The sequence below is a fragment of the Pseudomonas sp. zfem003 genome (assembly GCF_032621675.1).
GTDB lineage: Bacteria > Pseudomonadota > Gammaproteobacteria > Pseudomonadales > Pseudomonadaceae > Metapseudomonas > Metapseudomonas otitidis.
On record NZ_JAVYJG010000006.1, the window covers coordinates 281716 to 300763 of the forward strand.

Below are 19048 nucleotides of genomic sequence, written 5' to 3' on the forward strand. Positions count from 1 at the left end.
GCCCATCCACACGTGAAAAGGCCCGCCCCCCGGAGGGAGGCGGGCCCTGCCCCACGTCAGACCGTATCGGTCTTCAGCGTGCCGTCACCCAGCATCCCGCTGATCACCCCCGCCGCATCGGCTGCGCCGTAGGCTGCCTGCAGGTTGATGCCATCGAGCACGATGGTCGGCCCGCCCGTACCGCTGCCACTGCCGTTGCTGTCCACCGTGATGGTGGTGTTGGTGCCGAAGCTGAAGGTCAGGTACTGGCTCAGGCTGCCCAGGTTGGCCTGCTCCCCGGTCAGCAGCTGCGACAGGTCCAGCGCATCCACACCCTTGGTGAAGTCGGTGATGTGGGTGGTACCGGTGTCGCCCAACAGCCACTTGAAGGTGTCGGCGCCGTCGCCGCCGGTGAGGGTGTCGTTGCCGCCCGCGCCGATCAGCGTGTCATTGCCGGCCAGCCCGCTGAGCACGTTGGCCCCGCTGTTGCCGGTGAGGGTGTCGTTGAAGTTCGAGCCCGTCAGGTTCTCCATGTTCACCAGGGTGTCCAGCCCTGCCCCGCCGGTGTTTTGCTGCCCGGTGATGCCCAGGCTGACGTTGACCCCGGCCGTGGCGTCCTGGTAGCCGGCGGTGTCGGTGCCACTGCCGCCGTCCAGGTAGTCATTGCCGGAACCGCCCACCAGCAGGTCGTTGCCGGCCCCGCCGTTGAGGGTGTCATCGCCGTCGTTGCCCAGCAGCACGTCGTTGCCACCGTTGCCGTTGAGGGTGTGCCCACCCGCCAGGCCGTCCACCAGCAGGTTGTCGCTGCTGTTGCCATCGAGGATCCCGTCGGTGTCACGGGTCAGGCTGACCGAGGCAGTCGTCGACTCGGCGATGTAGCTGAAGGAGCCCCCCAGCGTGCCGGTGTCGGTGACGCTCACCACCCCGGCCGCCAAGGTCGCGGTCATGCCGCTGGCACTGCCCACGGTACTGATGTGCAAGGTGCTGGTGTCCGGGTCGGTGTCGTTGTACAGCAGTGCCCATTCCGGCACCGGCACCGTGACCCCCGAGGCCACGTTGGTGATCAGCGAATCGCCGGTCAGCGTTGGTGCATCGTTCACCAAGGTGACGTTGATGGTCGCCGTGTCCACCGCCGTCAGCGCGCCGCCTCCGATGGCGCCGGCGTCGTTGATCATCAGCATCAGCGCCACCGCAGCCGCCGTGTTGGTGCTGGCCAGGAAGGAAATGCTCCCCGCCGAGCCGGCCCCTGTATCGATCCCTCCCAGCAGGTTGTTCAGCTGGGTCAGGGTTCCGCGGAAGGTCACCTGCGACGTGCCGTTGCCGGTGATGTTGGTCACCCCGCTGTTGCCCGCCGAGACGGTCAGCGCGCCCTGGGCCACCGCCAGGGTCACGGTGCGCAGGTCGCTGCCGCCGTCCACGTCACCCACGCTCATGCCGGTGCCGCTGAGGGTCAGGCTGCTCTTCTCGCCGATGCTGTAGGTGAGCCGGCTGATGTCGGCGGTCGGCGCATCGTTCACCGGGGTGACGTTGAAGGTGATGGTGTTCGGGTTCGGGTCGAGGTTGATCCCGCCGTTGGCCGTCCCACCGTTGTCCTGCACCTGGAAGGTGAACTTCGCATAGCCGTTGCCATTGGCGTTGGCCGCCGGGCTGAACACCAGCTTGCCGGCAGCCAGGTCGGCGGCCGAGACGAAGGTCCCGGCGCTGATGGCGCTGCCGTTGAGCAACAGCGTGCCGGCCGTGGGCAGCGTGGTGATCTTCACCGCCGCCAGGCTGTTGCCCTCGCTGTCGGAGAAGCCGAAGTTGGCCGCCGTCAGCACATGGCTGGTGTCCTCCAGCAGGCTCAGGGTGGCGTCGGCACCGGCCGGCGGGCTGTTGGCGTCGATCACGTTGATGGTCAGGTTGGCGCTGTCCGGGGTGCCGTCACTGTCCACCAGGGTGTAGCTGAACTGCTCGGTGACGTTGGCGGTGAGCCCTTCCGGCGCCACGTAGCTCCAGGCCCCGGTGGCGAAGTTGAAGGTCAGCTTGCCGTGCAGCGGCGTGTCGATCCCGGTGAGCTGGTTGCCGCTGATGGGCGAACCGCTGCTCGGGGTGATGGTGCTGCTGCCGTTCCAGGTGTAGGTGATGCTGCCGATGGTGATGGACTTGATGTAGCCCGCGCCGTCCGGCCCGTAGCTGTCGTCGTCGGCGGTGCCGGCCACGCCATCGGAGCCCTTGAGCACGTTGCCGGTCACATCGCCGCCAACCACCTGCCCCAGCAGCGCATCCACCAGTTGGCCGAAGCCGGAGACGCTCAGCGGCGAGCCCTGGCCATCGAGGTCGACGTCCTGCAGGCGCGCGGTGTTGATGCCGTCGCCGATGCCCACCGTGGTGACGTTGATGCCGTTGTTGTCGACGAAATTGTTCCAGGCCGTCGACGTGGCATCGGTCAGCGAGTTGCCACCGCTGCCGGTCTGCTCGTTGGGGTTGCCGTCACTGATGAACACCACCTGGTTGCTCCAGCCGGCAATCGGCTGGTACACGCCCATGGTTTCCTGGATGCCCGCGGTGAAGTCGGTGCCGTCGGCGAACGGCCGGGTGCCGCCCTCGGCCGGGTTGAGGCTGGCGATCAGCGCCGAGAACGCCTCCACGCTGGTGACCGGCGCATAGGAGGTGGCCGTCGAGGAGAAGGCCACGATCTGCAGTTGCACATGCCCGCTGGTGCCGTCGAACAGCTCGCTGCCGGCCTGGCGCACCGCACTGAGCATCTGGTTCAGCTCGGTGTTGTCGATGCTGCCGCTGAAGTCCAGCACGAAGACCACGTTGAAGTCCTGGCCGTGCCCTTCCACCACGCTGGCCACGTCGTCCTTCGCGTCCGGCCCGTTGTCCACGGCCACCACGTTGATGGTGGTGTGGGCGGTGTTGGAGTCGGTGGCGCCGTCGCTCACCGTCACCGTCACGTCACGCGGGGTGGTGCTCGGCGTGTTGCTGGTGTTGGAGAAGCGGATCGCCTCCAGCGCCGTCTCGTAGGTGGCCTGGCTGGCCACGCCGGTGAGGGTGACGGTGATCTTGCCGGCCACGCTGGTGTCCACCACCGCCGTGATGCCGGCCGGCATGCCGGTGGCACTGAGCACATCGCCCGCCTGGGCGTTGGTCAGCACCACCTTGGCCGAGGCGATGGTACTGCCGTCGACGTCGGTGATCTGACTGTCCAGGTCGGCGATGGCCACCGCCGGCTGGCCTTCGGTGAAGGTGGTGCGGTAGTCGGCCCCGGTGGCGCCGCTGCTGTTGTTGGCGTCCAGGTCCAGCACGGGGGCGTCGTTCACCGCCGCCACATTGATGGTCACCGTGGCGGTGTTGCTGTAGAGGCTGCCGTCGCTCACCTGGTACTGGAAGGTGGCATAGGGCGCGCCGTTCTCGTTGCCATCGGGCACGAACACCAGCTTGCCGGCGGCGATGTCGGCGATGCTGATCACCTGGTTCAGGGTCACCGCCACGCCATCGAGCTTCAGCACGCCGTCGGTGGCCAGCTGGGTCACCTTGATGTTGGCGAAGCTGCCGGAATCGACGTCGCTGTCGTTCAGCGGGCCGGTGCCGTCACTGCCGAACAGCCCGGCACTGGTGATGGTCACGGCGTTGTCTTCAGTGGTGCTGAAGGTGTCGTTGACCGCCACCGGCGCATCGTTCACCGCCGCCACATTGATGGTCACCGTGGCCACGTTGCTGTAGGCGCTGCCATCGCTGACCTGGTACTGGAAGGTCGCGTAGGGCGTGCCGTTCTCGTTGCCATCGGGCACGAACACCAGCTTGCCGGCATCGATGTCCGCCGCGCTGATCACCTGGTTCAGGGTCACTGCCACGCCGTTGAGCTTCAGTACACCGTCGCTGGCCAGCTGGGTGATGCGGATGGCGGTGAAGCTGCCCGAGTCGATGTCGCTGTCGTTCACCGGGCCGGTGCCATCGCTACCGAACAGGCCGGCGCTGGTGATGGTCACCGCCGTGTCCTCGTTGGTGCTGAAGGTGTCGTTCACCGCCACCGGCGCATCGTTCACCGGCGTCACGGCGATGGTCACCGTGGCCACATTGCTGTAAAGCGCGCCGTCGCTCACCTGGTACTGGAAGGTGGCATAGGGCGAGCCGTTTTCGTTGCCGTCCGGCACGAACACCAGCTTGCCGGCGGTGATGTCCGCCAGGCTGATCACCTGGTTCAGGGTCACCGCCACGCCGTTGAGCTTCAGCACGCCGTCGCTGGCCAGCTGGGTGATGCGGATGGTGGTGAAACTGGCCGAGTCCACGTCGCTGTCGTTCAGCGGGCCGGTGCCGTCCGAGCCGAACAGGGCCGTGGTGGTGATGGTCAGCGAGGTGTCCTCGGCAGTGGTGAGGTTGTCATCCACCGCCACCGGCGCATCGTTCACCGCCGTCACGTTGATGGTCACCGTGGCCGCGTTGCTGAAGGTGGTGCCGTCGCTCACCTGGTACTTGAAGGTGGCGTAGGGCGCACCGTTCTCATCGCCATCAGGGACGAACACCAGCTTGTTGGCGTTGATATCGGACAGCGAGATCACCTGGTTCAGCGTCACCGCCACACCGTTGAGGGTGAGCACGCCGTTGCTCGCCAGCTGGGTCACCTTGATGGCAGTGAAGCTGCCGGAGTCGCTGTCGCGGTCGTTCACCGGCCCGGTGCCGTCGCTGCCGAACAGGCCGTCGGCGGTGATGGTCAGCGGGCTGTCCTCGGCGGTGGTGAAGGTGTCGTTCACCGCCACCGGGGCATCGTTGGTGGCCGTCACGTTGATGGTCAGTTGGCCGTTGGTGCCGTCCTTGTCAGCGTCGCTGATGCTGTAGCCGACCACTTCCGAAACATTGCCGGTCAAGCCCGAGGGCGCGGTGTAGCTCCAGTCGCCGGTCTTGAAGTTGAACTGCAGCTTGCCGCCCAGGGCGGTGTTCACCGACAGCTGGGCGGTGGCATCGCTGCCGTTCCAGGTGTAGGTCACGCCGCTCACGGTCACCGACGTGATGCCGCCCTTGCCGTCGGCGCCGAAGCTGTCGTCGTCGGCGGTGCCGGCCACGCCATCGGAGCCCTTGAGCACGTTGCCGCTCACCTGGCCGGAGCTGACGCCGGTCAGCAGCGCATCCACCAGTTGGTCGAAGCTGCCGACGCGGATCGGCGAACCGCTGCCGTCGAGATCGACGTTCTGCAGCTTGCTGTCGTCGATGCCGTTACCCACGCCCACGGTGGTGACGTTGAGGCCGTTGTTGGCGATGAACTGCGCCCAGGCCGTGGCCGTGGCATCGGCCAGGGCGTTGCCGCCCGTACCGGTCTGCTCGTTGGGGTTGCCATCGCTGACGAACACTACCTGGTTGCTCCACCCCGCCTGCGGCACGTAGTTGGCGATGGTGGCCTTGATGGCATCGGTGAAGTCGGTGCCACCGTCGAACGGCCGGGTGCCGCCATCCAGCGGGTTGAGCGAGTTGACCAGCGACTCGAAGGCCGCATAGGAGGTGACCGGTGCATAGGCCTGGGCGGTGGAGGAGAAGGCCACCACCTGCATCTGCACATCACCCGGGGTGCCCTGGAACAGCGCCTGGGCGGCGGCTTTCACGGCATCCAGCATCTGGTTCAGCTCGGTGTTGTCGATGCTGCCGCTGAAGTCCAGCACGAACACCATGTTGATGTCCGGCGCGTTGGACTCGGCCACCGTGGCCACGTCGTTGCGTGCCACCGGGGTGTCGTCATCCACGCTCAGGCTCAGGGTGCCGTTGGCGCTGTCGCCGTCCTTGTCGGTGACCTTGTAGGTCAGCTGGAACTGGACGTTGTTCTCGTCCTGCCCGTCCGGGTGGCGGATGGGCGCGTTCTGCACCACCTGGTAGGCGCCGCTGGTGCTGTTGAGGGTGACGGTCAGTACCGTGGTGGCGCCCTGCTTGACCAGCAGGTTGCTGCCCGAGGTCTCGTAGGTGAAACCGCTAGGCGCACCGCTGGTGACCCAGGTGATCGAGCCCGCGCCGTCGGAGCCGAAGCTGTGGGCCACCGTGCCGCTGGTGTTCTGCGCATCCACGTCGTCGCCCACGCCACCGGGGTTGCCGTTGGCCAGGGTGTCGTCGTCCAGCTTCACGTCGATGTTGCCGGCGGTGGGCGCGTCATCCTTGAAGCTGATGGCATTGCCCAGGTTGAGGCTGGTGCTGGTGGAGTCGCCGTCCTTGTCGGTGATGGTGGCCACCAGTTTCACCAGGTCCGCCGCCGACAGGCCGGTGGCCTGGTCCGGCCCGCTGTCCGGGCTGTGCTGGATGGCGATGCGCTGGTCGAGGGTGACCTTGCCGACGCTGTCCACGGTCACGGTGAAGGCCACTGCCCCGCCGCTGCCGCCGACGCGGCCGACCACCTGACCGCTTTCCAGGTAGAGCTTGATGTCGCCGCCGCTGGCGCTGTCCTTCAGGCCGCTGTTGGCGCCGCTGGCGCTGATGGCCAGGCTGTAGGCGAGGCTGCCGGCACCATCGGCACCGTAGTTACCGGAGAAGGCGCCACTGAAATCAGTGGTGGCGTCGACGGCCAGGTTGGTTTCATCCACCTGCAGGCTGGCGACACCGGCCTGACCAGCGTTGATGCTCGGCGCGTCGTCCTTGAAGCTGATGGCGTTGCCCAGGTTGAGGCTGGCGCTGCTGCTGTCGCCGTCCTTGTCGGTGATGGTGGCCACCAGTTTCACCAGATCCACCGCCGACAGGCCGGTGGCCTGGTCCGGCCCGGTGTTGGGGGTGTGCTGGATGGCGATGCGCTGGTCGAGGGTGACTTTGCCCGTGCTGTCGACCGTGACGGTGAAGGCCACCGCCCCACCGCTGCCGCCAACGCGGCCGACCACCTGCCCACCTTCCAGGTAGAGCTTGATGTCGCTGCCGCTGGCGGTGTCCTTCAACCCGCTGCTGGCACCGCTGGCGCTGATGGCCAGGCTGTAGGCGAGGCTGCCGGCGCCGTCGGCACCGTAGTTACCGCTGAAGGCACCACTGAAATCAGTGGTGGCGTCGATCGCCAGGTTGGTTTCATCCACCTGCAGGCTGGCGACGCCGGCCTGGCCGGCGCTAATGGTGGGCGCATCGTCCTTGAAGCTGATGGCATGGCCCAGGTTGAGGGTCGCGCTGCTGCTGTCACCGTCCTTGTCGGTGATGGTGGCCACCAGTTTCACCAGATCCGCTGCCGACAGGCCGGTGGCCTGGTCCGGCCCGGCGTCCGGGCTGTGCTGGATGGCCAGTTTCTGGTCGAGGGTGACCTTGCCGCTGCTGTCCACGGTCACGGTGAAGGCCACCGCCCCGCCGCTGCCGCCCACACGGCCCACCACCTGGCCGCCTTCCAGATAGAGCTTGATGTCGCTGCCGCTGGCGGTGTCCTTCAACCCGCTGCTGGCACCGCTGGCGCTGATGGCCAGGCTGTAGGCGATGCTGCCGGCGCCGTCGGCACCGTAGTTGCCGCTGAAGGCACCACTGAAATCAGTGGTGGCGTCGACGGTCAGGTTGGTTTCATCCACCTGCAGGCTGGCGACGCCGGCCTGGCCGGCGCTGATGCTCGGCGCGTCGTCCTTGAAGCTGATGGCATGACCCAGGTTGAGGCTGGCGCTGCTGCTGTCACCGTCCTTGTCGGTGATGGTCGCCACCAGTTTCACCAGGTCCGCACCGGCCAGGCTCACTTCCTGGTCCGGTCCGGCGTCCGGGCTGTGCTGGATCGCCAGCCTCTGGTCGAGGGTCACCTTGCCGCTGCTGTCCACGGTCAGGGTAAAGGCCACGGCCCCGCCACTGCCGCCGACACGGCCGACCACCTGGCCGCCTTCCAAGTAGAGCTTGATGTCACTGCCGCTGGCGGTGTCCTTCAGCCCGCTGCTGGCGCCATCGGCGCTCACGGCCAGGCTGTAGGCGATGCTGCCGGCGCCATCGGCCCCGTAGTTGCCGGTGAAGGCGCCACTGAAGTCGGTGGTGGCATCGGTGCCCAGGGTGGTTTCGTCCACCTGCAGGCTGTCGGCCACGACCTGGCCGGCGTTGATGCTCGGCGCGTCGTCCTTGAAGCTGATGGCGTTGCCCAGGTTAAGGGTGGCGCTGGTGCTGTCGCCGTCCTTGTCGGTGATGGTCGCCACCAGTTTCACCAGGTCGACGCTGCCCAGGCTCACCTCCTGGTCGGGCCCGCTGTCCGGGCTGTGCTGCAGGGCGATGCGCTGGTCGAGGGTGACCTTGCCCGTACTGTCGACACTGACGGTGAAGGCGATGGCGCCCGAAGGGCCGCCCACGCGGCCAATCACCTGGCCGCTTTCCAGATAGACCTTGATGTCGCTGCCGGTGGCGGTGTCCTTCAGCCCGCTGCTGGCGCCGTCGGCGCTGACCTGCAGGGCGTAGGTGGTGGTACCGGGGCCGTCGGCACCGTAGTTGCGGATGAAGGCGCCACTGAAGTCGGTGGTGGCATCGCCGGCCAGGTTGGTTTCGTCCACCTGGAGGATGTCCGCCGGGATGGAGACCGCGCGAATAGCCGGTGCGTCATCGCGGAAGCTGATGGCATTGCCCAGGTTGAGGCTGGCGCTGCTGCTGTCGCCATCCTTGTCGCTGATCGTGGCCACCAGTTTCACCAGGTCCGCCGCCGACAGGCCGGTGGCCTGGTCCGGTCCGGCGTCCGGGCTGTGCTGCAGGGCGATGCGCTGGTCGAGGGTGACCTTGCCGCTGCTGTCCACGGTGACGGTGAAGGCCACGGCCCCGCCGCTGCCGCCCACGCGGCCCACTACTTGCCCGCCTTCCAGGTAGAGCTTGATGTCGCTGCCGCTGGCGGTGTCCTTCAGGCCACTGCTGGCGCCCTCGGCACTCACCGCCAGGCTGTAGGCGATGCTGCCGGAACCGTCGGCGCCGTAATTGCCGGTGAAGGCGCCGCTGTAGTCAGTGGTGGCGTCGATGGCCAGGTTGGTTTCATCCACCTCCAGGCTGGCGACGCCGGCCTGACCAGCACTGATGGTCGGCGCGTCGTCCTTGAAGCTGATGGCGTTGCCCAGGTTGAGGGTCGCGCTGGTGCTGTCGCCGTCCTTGTCGGTGATGGTGGCCACCAGTTTCACCAGGTCCGCACTGCCCAGGCTCACCTCCTGGTCCGGCCCGCTGTCCGGGCTGTGCTGCAGGGCGATGCGCTGGTCGAGGGTGACCTTGCCGGTGCTGTCCACACTGACGGTGAAGGCGATGGCGCCCGAGGGGCCGCCCACGCGGCCGACCACTTCGCCACCTTCCAGGTAGACCTTGATGTCGCTGCCGGTGGCGGTGTCCTTCAGCCCGCTGGAGGCGCCATCGGCACTGACCTGCAGGGCATAGGTGGTGGTGCCGGGGCCATCGGCGCCGTAATTGCGGATGAACGCGCCGCTGAAATCAGCGGTGGCATCGCCGGAGAGGTTGGTCTCGTCCACCTGGAGGATGTCCGAGGGGATCTCCACCGCGCGGATGCCGGGCGCATCGTCCTTGAAGCTGATGGCGTCGCCCAGGTTCAGGCTGGCACTGCTGGAGTCGCCGTCCTTGTCGGTGATGGTCGCCACCAGTTTCACCAGGTCGGCGCTGCCCAGGCTCACCTCCTGGTCCGGCCCGCTGTCCGGGCTGTGCTGCAGGGCGATGCGCTGGTCGAGGGTGACCTTGCCGGTGCTGTCCACGCTGACGGTGAAGGCGATGGCGCCCGAGGGGCCACCCACGCGGCCGATCACCTGGCCGCCTTCCAGGTAGACCTTGATGTCGCTGCCGGTGGCGCTGTCCTTCAGCCCGCTGCTGGCGCCGTCAGCGCTGACCTGCAGGGCGTAGGTGGTGGTGCCGGGGCCATCGGCGCCGTAGTTGCGGATGAAGGCGCCGCTGAAGTCGGTGGTGGCATCGCCGGCCAGGTTGGTTTCGTCCACCTGGAGGATGTCCGCCGGGATGGAGACCGCGCGAATGGCCGGGGCGTCATCGCGGAAGCTGATGGCGTCGCCCAGGTTGAGGCTGGCCTTGCTGAAGTCACCGTCCTTGTCGGTGATGGTGGCCACCAGTTTCACCAGGTCCGCCGCCGACAGGCCGGTGGCCTGGTCCGGCCCGGCATCCGGGCTGTGCTGGATGGCCAGTTTCTGGTCGAGGGTGACCTTGCCTTCGCTGTCCACGGTCAGGGTGAAGGCCACGGCGCCGCCGCTGCCGCCCACGCGCCCGACCACCTGGTTGCCTTCCAGGTAGACCTTGATGTCGCTGCCGGTGGCGCTGTCCTTCAGGCCGCTGGAGGCACCGTTGGCGCTCACCGCCAGGCTGTAGGCGATGCTGCCGGCACCGTCGGCGCCGTAGCTGCTGGTGAAGGCCCCGCTGAAGTCGGTGGTGGCGTCGATGCCGAGGCTGGTTTCGTCCACCTCCAGGCTGGCGACGCCGGCCTGGCCCGCGCTGATGCTCGGGCCATCGTCCTTGAAGCTGATGACCTTGCCGATGTCCACCGCGCCGCTGGCGCTGTCGCCGTCCTTGTCCACCACGGTGAGGGTCAGGCTGACACGCCCGGCGCCCAGGTACTTGGCCTCGTCGGCGTCGCTGGTGGGGTGCACCACGGCGCGCTGCTGGTCGAGGGTGACGGTGCCGGCCGCGTTCACGCTGAGGGTGAACACCAGCTCGCCGGTGCCGGCGGTGCGGCCTTCGATCACCGAGCCGTTGAGGCTCAGCAGCACCGCCTCGCCGGTGGCGGTGTCCACCAGGCCGGAATTGGCGTTCTGCACGCTCAGGCTGTAGGTCTGGCTGCCCACGCCGTCGGCGCCGGGTTGCACGTTGAACACGCCGCTGAAGTTGGCGGTGGCGTCCTGGGCGAAGTTGGATTCGTCCACCTGCAACTGGATCGCCGAGCCCCAGGTGACGTTGGCGCTGACGTCGTTGTAGTCGTAGTCGGAGGTGGCAGTCTTGTCTTCCCAGTTCTGGTTGCCGGCGCTGCCGGTGTCCTGCAGGTGGGAACCGCCGGGGTTCAGGGCGGCGTCGCTGAACAGCACGTTGGCGCCGTCGGCCCCCACCAGCGGGGTGCTGCCGATGAAGGCCTGCCACTTGCCACCCACCAGCTGGAAGGTGACCTCCGCGCCATTGCTCAGGCCGCCGTTGGCGGCGCCGTCGGGGATGATGAAGAAGCCGGTGTGGGCCGGGTCCAGGCCATCGAGGCTGGCCTGGTCACCCACGCTCTGGTCGTGCACGTTGGCCCAGATGATCTTGCCGCCCTGGGGCGTGCCGTCATCGCCCTTGATGTAGTAGCCGTACGTGTTGGAGTAGCCGGCATTGGTGCCGAGGAAGGTCACCGAGGAATTCAGGTCCAGCTCGCTGGCCTGCACGCTGGGCGAGTCGTCGTTGATCACCACGGCGAGGGAGCCGTTGGCGCTGTCGCCGTCACCGTCGGTGACCTTGTAGCCGACGTTGAGGGTGATGTTGTCCTCGGTGCCGCCCTGCGGGTGCATCAACGGTTGCAGCAGGTTGACCGTGTAGGCGCCGGTGGCCGGGTTGGTGAGCACCACGGTCATCAGCGCGCCCCGGGCGGAGCTGATGGTCAGGGTGTTGGTGCTGGCATCCCAGGTGGAGGTGACGCTCTCGCTGCCCAGGCTGCTGGGGCCGGTGAGTTCCACGCTCTTCACGCCGTCGGCGCCGCCGTCGTAGCCGAGGCTGCCGCTGGTGCTGGTGTTGGCGCCGGCAACATCGCCGGGGCCGCCGTTGATGCCACCGGCCAGGCCTTCGTCGTCCAGCACGGTTTCGGCACGCACGTCGCTGGCGGTGGGGCCGTCATCCTCGAAGCGCACGGCATCGCCGATGCCGGTGGAGGCCACGGACACGTCGCCGTCACCATCGGTCACGGTGACCACGGCGTTGATCTTGCCGGTGAGGCTCAGGGCGTCGTCGGCGTTGCTGCCGTCCAGGTGCTGCAGCGGCAGGTACTGGGCCACGCTGAGGGTGCCGTCCTGGCCGATGGCCACGGCGAACGCGGCTTGCCCATCGAGGGCGCCACCGGACACGCGGCCGACCACCAGGCCGTTCTCGACGCTGAGCAGGATGGACGAGCTGTCGAGGGCCTTCAGGCCCGAGTCGCTGTCCTGCACGGACAGGCTGAGCACCGTGGTGGCGCCTTCCTGGTCCTGGCCAACGTTGCTGGATGAGGTGTCCACCACCGCGCCGGTACTCTGGGCATAGCCCGCCGCCAGGCCAGTACCGGCGTTGGCCACGCTGGCGAACAGCGCCGCCACGGCCGGGTTGCTGGTGTCATGGTTGGCCGCATCGCCGGGGATGCCGGGGGTGGCACTGGCGTTCTGCAGGCCGGGGGTTTCGTCGTGGATCACCACACGGCCTTCCACGGCCTGGATGGCCGCGCTGGGCGCGTCGTCCTCGAAGCGCACGGCACCGCCGATGTCCACTTCGCTCCGGGCCACGTCGCCGTCGCCATCGGTCACGGTGACCACGGCCTTGATCAGGCCGGCCAGGTCCACCGACTCGTCACCGCTGCCGGTGTCGGGGTGATGCAGGGACATGTACTGGGCCACGCTCACCGTGCCATCCGCCCCGAGGACGATGGCGAAGGCCGCCTGGCCGGGGCCGTCGATGCCTTCGACGCGGCCGACGATCAGGCCGTTCTCAACGTACAGGCGGATCACCTGGCCGTCGGTGGTGGTCAGGCCCGAATCGGTGCCGTTGCCACCGGTGATGGCCAGGCTGAGTTCGAGGGTGGCGTCCTCCTGGTCCTCGCCGAAGCTGCTGCCGGCGGTGCTCACCAGCGGGCCTTCGCTCTGGGCGAAGCCGAGCAGGTCGGTGCCGGCGTTGGCCACGCTGTCGAACAGCGAAGCGACCGCCTTGCCGCCCACGTCGTTGTCGTCGGCATCGCCGGCCGGGGTCGGGGTGGTGGTGCCGTTCTGCAGCTCGGGGCTTTCGTCGTGGGTCACGCTGCGGCCTTCCACCAGCTGGATGCTGGCGGTGGGGGCGTCGTCCTCGAAGCGCACGGCTCCGCCGACGCCGACCTGGTCGACGGCCACGTCACCATCGCCATCGGTGATGGTGACCACGGCGTTGATCTTGCCGGCGAGGCTGACGCTGTCATCGCCGCTGCTGGTGTCCGGGTGGAACAGCGACACGTACTGGGCGACCTGGAGGGTGCCGTCCTGGCCGATGGCCACGGCGAACGCGGCCTGGCCGTCGAAGCTGCCGCCGACGATGCGCCCGACCACCAGCCCACCTTCCAGGCTGAGGACGATGGCGCGCCCGTCGGTGGTGGTCAGGCCGGAATCGGCGCCGTCACCGCCGACGATGGACAGGCTCAGCACCGTGGTGGCGCCCTCCTCGTCCTCGCCGGTGCTGCTGCCGGAAACATCCACCACCGGGCCGTTGCTCTGGGCATAGCCAGGGCTGGAAAGGTCGGTGCCGGCATTGGCCACGCCGCTGAACAGGGCGGCCACGGCCGGGTCGCTGGTGTCCTGGTTGCCGGCATCGCCGGGGACACCGGGCGTGGCCGTGCCGTTCTGCAGGCCGGCGCTTTCGTCGAGGGTCACGCTGCCGCCCTCGGTCACGCGGATCAGCGCGGTGGGGCCGTCATCCTCGAAGCGGATAGCACTGCCGATGTCGGCGCTGGCGGTGGCCTTGTCGCCGTCGCCGTCGGTGACGGTGAACACCGCCCGCACCAGGCCGGACAGGTTCAGGCCCTCGTCATCACTGCCGCTGTCGGGATGGCGCAGGGATTCGTACTGCACCACGCTGAGCTGCCCGGAATCCGGGTCGATGGCGATGGCGAACACGGCATTGCCGCTGCCATCACGGCCCACCACCAGGCCGTTCTCCAGGGCCAGGGTGATGGGGCTGCCGGCGGTGGTGAACAGGCCGCTGCCGCCCTCGCCTTCGCCACCACCCTCGCCCAGGGCCAGGGAAAACACCGCGGAGGAGCCGGCTTCGTCAGCCCCCGTGTCAAAGGCCCCCACGACGACCGGGCCACTGCCCTGGGCGAAGGCCAGCATGTCAGCAGAGGCATTGGCCACCGAGGCGAACACCGCCAGCGGGCCGGGCACTTCCTGGCTGTCCGGCTGCAGGCCGGCGGACTCGTCCAGCACCACGAAGCCGCCTTCCTGGTTGAATTGCAGCCCGGCCGTGGGGCCGTCGTCGTTGATGGCCACGGTCAGGGGCACGGTGGGCGACACGTCGCCGTCCAGGTCGAAGACCCGCACGCTGAAGTTGTCGAAGATCTGGTCGTCGGCGCCCGTGGCGTTGGGGTTGCCGTGGTCGAGGCTGTTGTCGGTGAGGGTGTAGGTCCAGTTGCCGGCGCCGTCGAACACCAGCACGCCAAAGGCGCCCTGCACGGTGCCGCCGCCGGTGACGTTGATCCAGTTGCCGTTGACGTCCAGCACCTCGACGCGGTCGATGCCGTCCGGCGAGGTGATCACCAGGCTGCCGGAGGTGCTCTCGGCAGTGCTGCCGGCATTGCTGCCGGCCTTGCCGCCCCCGCCTTCGCCGCCGTTGAGGGCCTCTTCATCCACCACGCCGGGGCCGGTCACCACGGTGCCGGACTGGTCGAGGAACACCACCGTCAGCGAGGGGGTGGAGTCGGCCGGAAGCGGAGGGATGTCGCCCTCGGGGAACAGCGGGGTGAAGTCGATGGGCCCGGTGGGGAAGCCGATGGTCGGGTCCAACGCACCGGCGGTTTCCGACAGCAGCACGAAGGAGTGGCCGCCGCCCACACCGCCCGCGCCACCGGCACCGCCGGCGCCCGGGCCGGCTGCGGTGGCCTCGGCAGCCTGGGTCGGGTCCACGCCGGCCTCGATGGCAGCCTGCAGTTGCTGCACATCGGTCAGCTCCTGCTGGCTCGGGGGCTGCGGCTGGGCGTCGGCAGTGGGATCGACCGGCGCCGCGTTGTCGCCTCCAGCACTGAGCATCTGGGTGCTCAGGGTGGTGGTGCTGTCGCGCCCCAGGGTCAGCTCGCCGCCGCTGGCCAGGTTGATGGCCACCGCGCCTTCGGCGCCGGTAACCAGTTGTTCACCGGCAAACACCCGGTCCCCTTCCACCAACGGCCGGCGCGTTCCATCGCCTGCTACCGCGAACACCTCGCCTACGACCTGCCTGACGACACCGATTACCGTAGCCATGAATCCTTCCTCCAGCGCACACCTGCCGACCACTGCCGACAACCCTTCTCGAATAGGGCCAGCGCTGCGTAGGAGCGGTGCTCAAGGGGGGAAAAGTGCGTGGGGCGGGGCGACAATTTTTTGGTCAAAAAATTCGCGACAGAAAAACGTCACTTATTTTCCGTGTCGAACTGCTCCAGCAAAAACCGCGTCTCCCCAGGGCTCGAATCGCGCAACTGACCACCTGAAACCAGACCGCGAATGCCTGAAAGGCCCGAATTCCGCGGCTGACAGGAAAACAAGATGTGCCGGTTTGCCGCACCTGCATAAGATTTTTTCGGCATATCCGTTGTGAAAAAAATTTCTTAGCTCCGTCAAAAGTTGTTCTTAGCTCTGATGTTACAAGCCTGAAACGGTTGAACAGGCAATTTCGCCAAAAAAATGGCGACCCAGAAGAAAGCAGCAAGAAGCATCGGACAAGGAGACACCCCTCATGCGAGCACTCACCCCACTCTGGAGCGCCATGTTGCTGGCCTTCGCCAGCACCCAGGTCCAGGCGATGAATCTCACGGATGCGATTCAGAGCACCCTCGACACCCACCCGGAACTGCGCGCCGCCTCCAACGCCCGGCTCGTCGCCGACGAGCAGGTGAAGGTGGCCAAGGGCGGCTACCTGCCGACCGTCGACCTGATCGCCGGCTACGGCCGGCAGATGACCGACAACCCCAGCACCCGCGCCCAGGGCAACCACAACACCGAGACCCTCAACTACAGCAACGCCGAGCTGCGCCTGCGGCAGATGCTGTTCGACGGCTTCAACACCCCCAACGAGGTGGGCCGTACCCAATCGGTGGTGAACTCCCGCGCCTACTACACCCTGGCCACCGCCGAGAGCCTGGCGCTGCGCACCATCGAGGTGTACCTGGAAGTGCTCAAGCGCCGCGAAATGGTGGCCCTGGCCCGCAACAACCTGCAGTCGCACCAGCGCGTCGGTGACCAGATCAACCTGCGCAGCCAGCGCGGCGTGGGCAGCACCGCCGACTCCGACCAGTCCGCCGCCCGCCTGGCCCTGGCCGAGAACAACCTCTACACCGAGGAAGTGAATCTGGCCGATGCCGAGGCCAACTTCTTCAGCGCCGTCGGCCGCCCGGCGGACGAACTGGAAGCCCCCTCCAGCGTCCGTGGCGAGATGCCCGCCGACCTGCTGGCGGCCCGCCAGACCATGATGGAGAACAACCCCTACCTGAAATCCGCCCAGGCCGACGTGCAGGCCGCCGAGAGCCAGTACGAGTCGGCCAAGTCGCCGTTCTACCCGCGCTTCGACGGCGAGCTGGCCACCAACGCCGACAACGACGTGCAGGGTGACGAGGGCCACGTTAAGGGTTGGCGCGCCGCCGTGGTGATGAACTACAACCTGTTCAACGGCATGCGCGACAAGGCCCGCCTGCAGGCCGCCGCCCACTCCATCAACCAGTCGATGGACATCCGCAACAACGCCCTGCGCACCCTCAACGAGAACCTCGCCCTGGCCTGGAACGCCATGGAGAACGCCCGCCTGCAAACCCCCAAGGCGCGTGAATACGCCGACTACACCCAGCGCGTGCGCGAGGCGTACCAGCAGCAGTTCGGCCTCGGCCAGCGCACCCTGCTGGACCTGCTGGACAGCGACAACGAGCTGTTCACCGCCAACCGCCGCTACGTCGAAGTCCGCTACACCGAGGAGTTCGCCATGTACCGCGTGTTCGCGGCCATGGGCGGCCTGCTGCAGCGCCAGCGGGTGGTGGTACCGGCCGAAGCCGTGGCCGCCACCGAGGTGAAGAGCGAGGCCCACCTGCCGGACCTGAAGTAACCCGGATCGGGAGCAGTCGATGACCACCATGGAACTGGCGGGCCCTGCAGTCGACCCGCGGCAGAGCCACGATGACCCCTTGCTCGACGGCCTGCTGATCCTCTGCAGGCTGCACGAGAGCCCCGCCAGCCGGGGCAGCCTCACCGCCGGCCTGCCGCTGGCCGAACAGCGCCTGACCCCGGAGCTGCTGCCCCGTGCAGCCGCCCGGGCCGGGTTGCAGAGCCGCCTGCTGCGCCGCGAGCTGCACGCCATCTCGCCGCTCAACCTGCCGGTGCTGCTGCTGCTGCGCAACGGCCGCAGCGCGGTGCTGCACCAGTGGGGCAAGGATGGTCGCGCGCTGATCCTGCCCAGCGAGTCCGACGGTGGTCAGCAATGGATCGACCGCGAGGCCCTGGCCGCCGAGTACAGCGGCCAGGCGCTGTTCGCCCGCCCCCGCCACGAGCTGGAGGAGACCCGCAAGCCGCTGATGCCCCGGGTCAAGTCCTGGTTCCGCGACACCTTGCGGCTGTCGCGCTGGCTCTACACCGACGCGGTGCTGGCCAGCCTGCTGATCAACCTGCTGGGCATGCTGGTGCCGCTGTTCGTGATGCAGACCTACGACCGCGTGGTGCCCAACCAGGCCACCTCCACCCTCTGGGTGCTGACCATCGGCCTGCTCATCGGCACCGGCTTCGACCTGCTGCTGCGTGTGCTGCGGGCGCACCTGCTGGACACCGCCGGGAAGAAGACCGACGTGGTGCTCTCGGCCACCCTCTTCGAGCGCATCACCGGCATGTCGATGAAGGCCAGGCCGGCCACCATCGGTGGCTTCGCCCAGAGCATCCATGACTTCCAGGGCCTGCGGGAATTCCTCACCGCCGTCACCCTCACCAGCCTCATCGACCTGCCCTTCTCCGTCCTCATGCTGGTGGTGATCGGGCTGCTCGGCGGCTGGCTGGTGGTGATCCCGATCCTCGCCTTCCCCATCACCGCGATCTTCGCCTGGATCATCCAGGCCCGCCTGCGCGACACCGTGCAGCGCAGCCTGGCCCTGGGCGCGGAACGCCAGGCACTGCTGATCGAAACCCTCTCCGGCCTGGAAACCCTCAAGGCCTGCGGCGCCGAGAGCGAGCGCCAGCACCGCTGGGAGCGCACCCACGGCGCCCTCACCCGTCTGGACAGCCACGCCCGCTTCCTCTCCGCGCTGGTCACCAACGGCACCCTGTTCCTGCAGCAGTTCGCCGGGCTGGCGATGATCGTCGCCGGGGTCTACAGCATCATCGGCGGCAACCTCAGCGTCGGCGCCCTGGTGGCCAGCTACATGCTCAACGGCCGTGTGCTCGGGCCGCTCGGGCAGATCGCCGGGCTCATCACCCGCTACCAGCAGGCCCAGCTGACGATGAAGAGCACCGACTCGCTGATGGGCCTGCCCCAGGAGCGGGAGAACACCCAGCAGCCGCTGGAACGCACCCACATCCGCGGCGCCATCGACGTGCGCGGGGTGAGCTTCCGCTACCCCGAGCAGAACGCCCCGGCGCTGCACAACGTCAGCCTGCGCATGGCCGCCGGCGAGCGGGTCGGCATCATCGGCCGCAGCGGCTCGGGCAAGAGCACCCTGGCGCGGCTGCTGATGAACTTCTACAGCCCCGAGGAAGGCCAGGTGCTGCTGGACGGCATCGACCTGCGCCAGCTGGACGTGGCCGACCTGCGCCACCAGATCGGCTTCGTCACCCATGACATGCCGCTGATCTCCGGCAGCCTGCGCGACAACCTCACCCTCGGCGCCCGCTACGTGAACGACGCGCGGATGCTGGAGGTGGCCGAGCTGACCGGCGTCACCGAACTGGCCCGGCAACACCCCCAGGGCTTCGACCGCCCGGTGGGCGAGCGCGGCCAGCTGCTTTCCGGCGGCCAGCGCCAGGCCGTGCTGCTGGCACGTGCGCTGCTGCTGGACCCGCCCATCCTGCTGCTGGACGAGCCCACCAGCGCCATGGACAACACCAGCGAAGACCTGCTGCGCAACCGCCTGCACGCCTGGGCCCAGGGCAAGACGGTGGTGCTCATCACCCACCGCGCCTCCATGCTCAGCCTGGTGGAACGCCTGGTGGTGCTGGACGCCGGGCACATCGTCGCCGACGGGCCGAAAGAGGCCGTCATCGATGCCTTGCGCAAGGGCCGTGTCGGCCCGGCGGCTGTCTAGGAGGGCTCC

At 68.0% G+C, this 19048-nt stretch carries 3 protein-coding genes; 2 read left to right on the forward strand and 1 reads right to left on the reverse strand.

Going from position 1 to position 19048, the window contains the following annotated elements:
• Positions 1-56: 56 nt before the first annotated feature.
• Entirely contained in the window at positions 57-15032 is a 14976-nt protein-coding gene (locus RTK35_RS15400; protein WP_316908374.1) for a retention module-containing protein, read from the reverse strand.
• Positions 15033-15504: 472 nt separating this feature from the next.
• On the opposite strand from RTK35_RS15400, the gene RTK35_RS15405 reads away from it, so the two are divergent.
• Entirely contained in the window at positions 15505-16860 is a 1356-nt protein-coding gene (locus RTK35_RS15405; RefSeq protein ID WP_074973561.1) for a TolC family outer membrane protein, read from the forward strand.
• Between the two features lie 19 nt (positions 16861-16879).
• The gene (locus RTK35_RS15410; protein WP_142015566.1) at positions 16880-19039 is read left to right on the forward strand and encodes a type I secretion system permease/ATPase; all 2160 of its coding nucleotides are present in this window, start codon (positions 16880-16882) and stop codon (positions 19037-19039) included.
• Positions 19040-19048 lie beyond the last annotated feature (9 nt).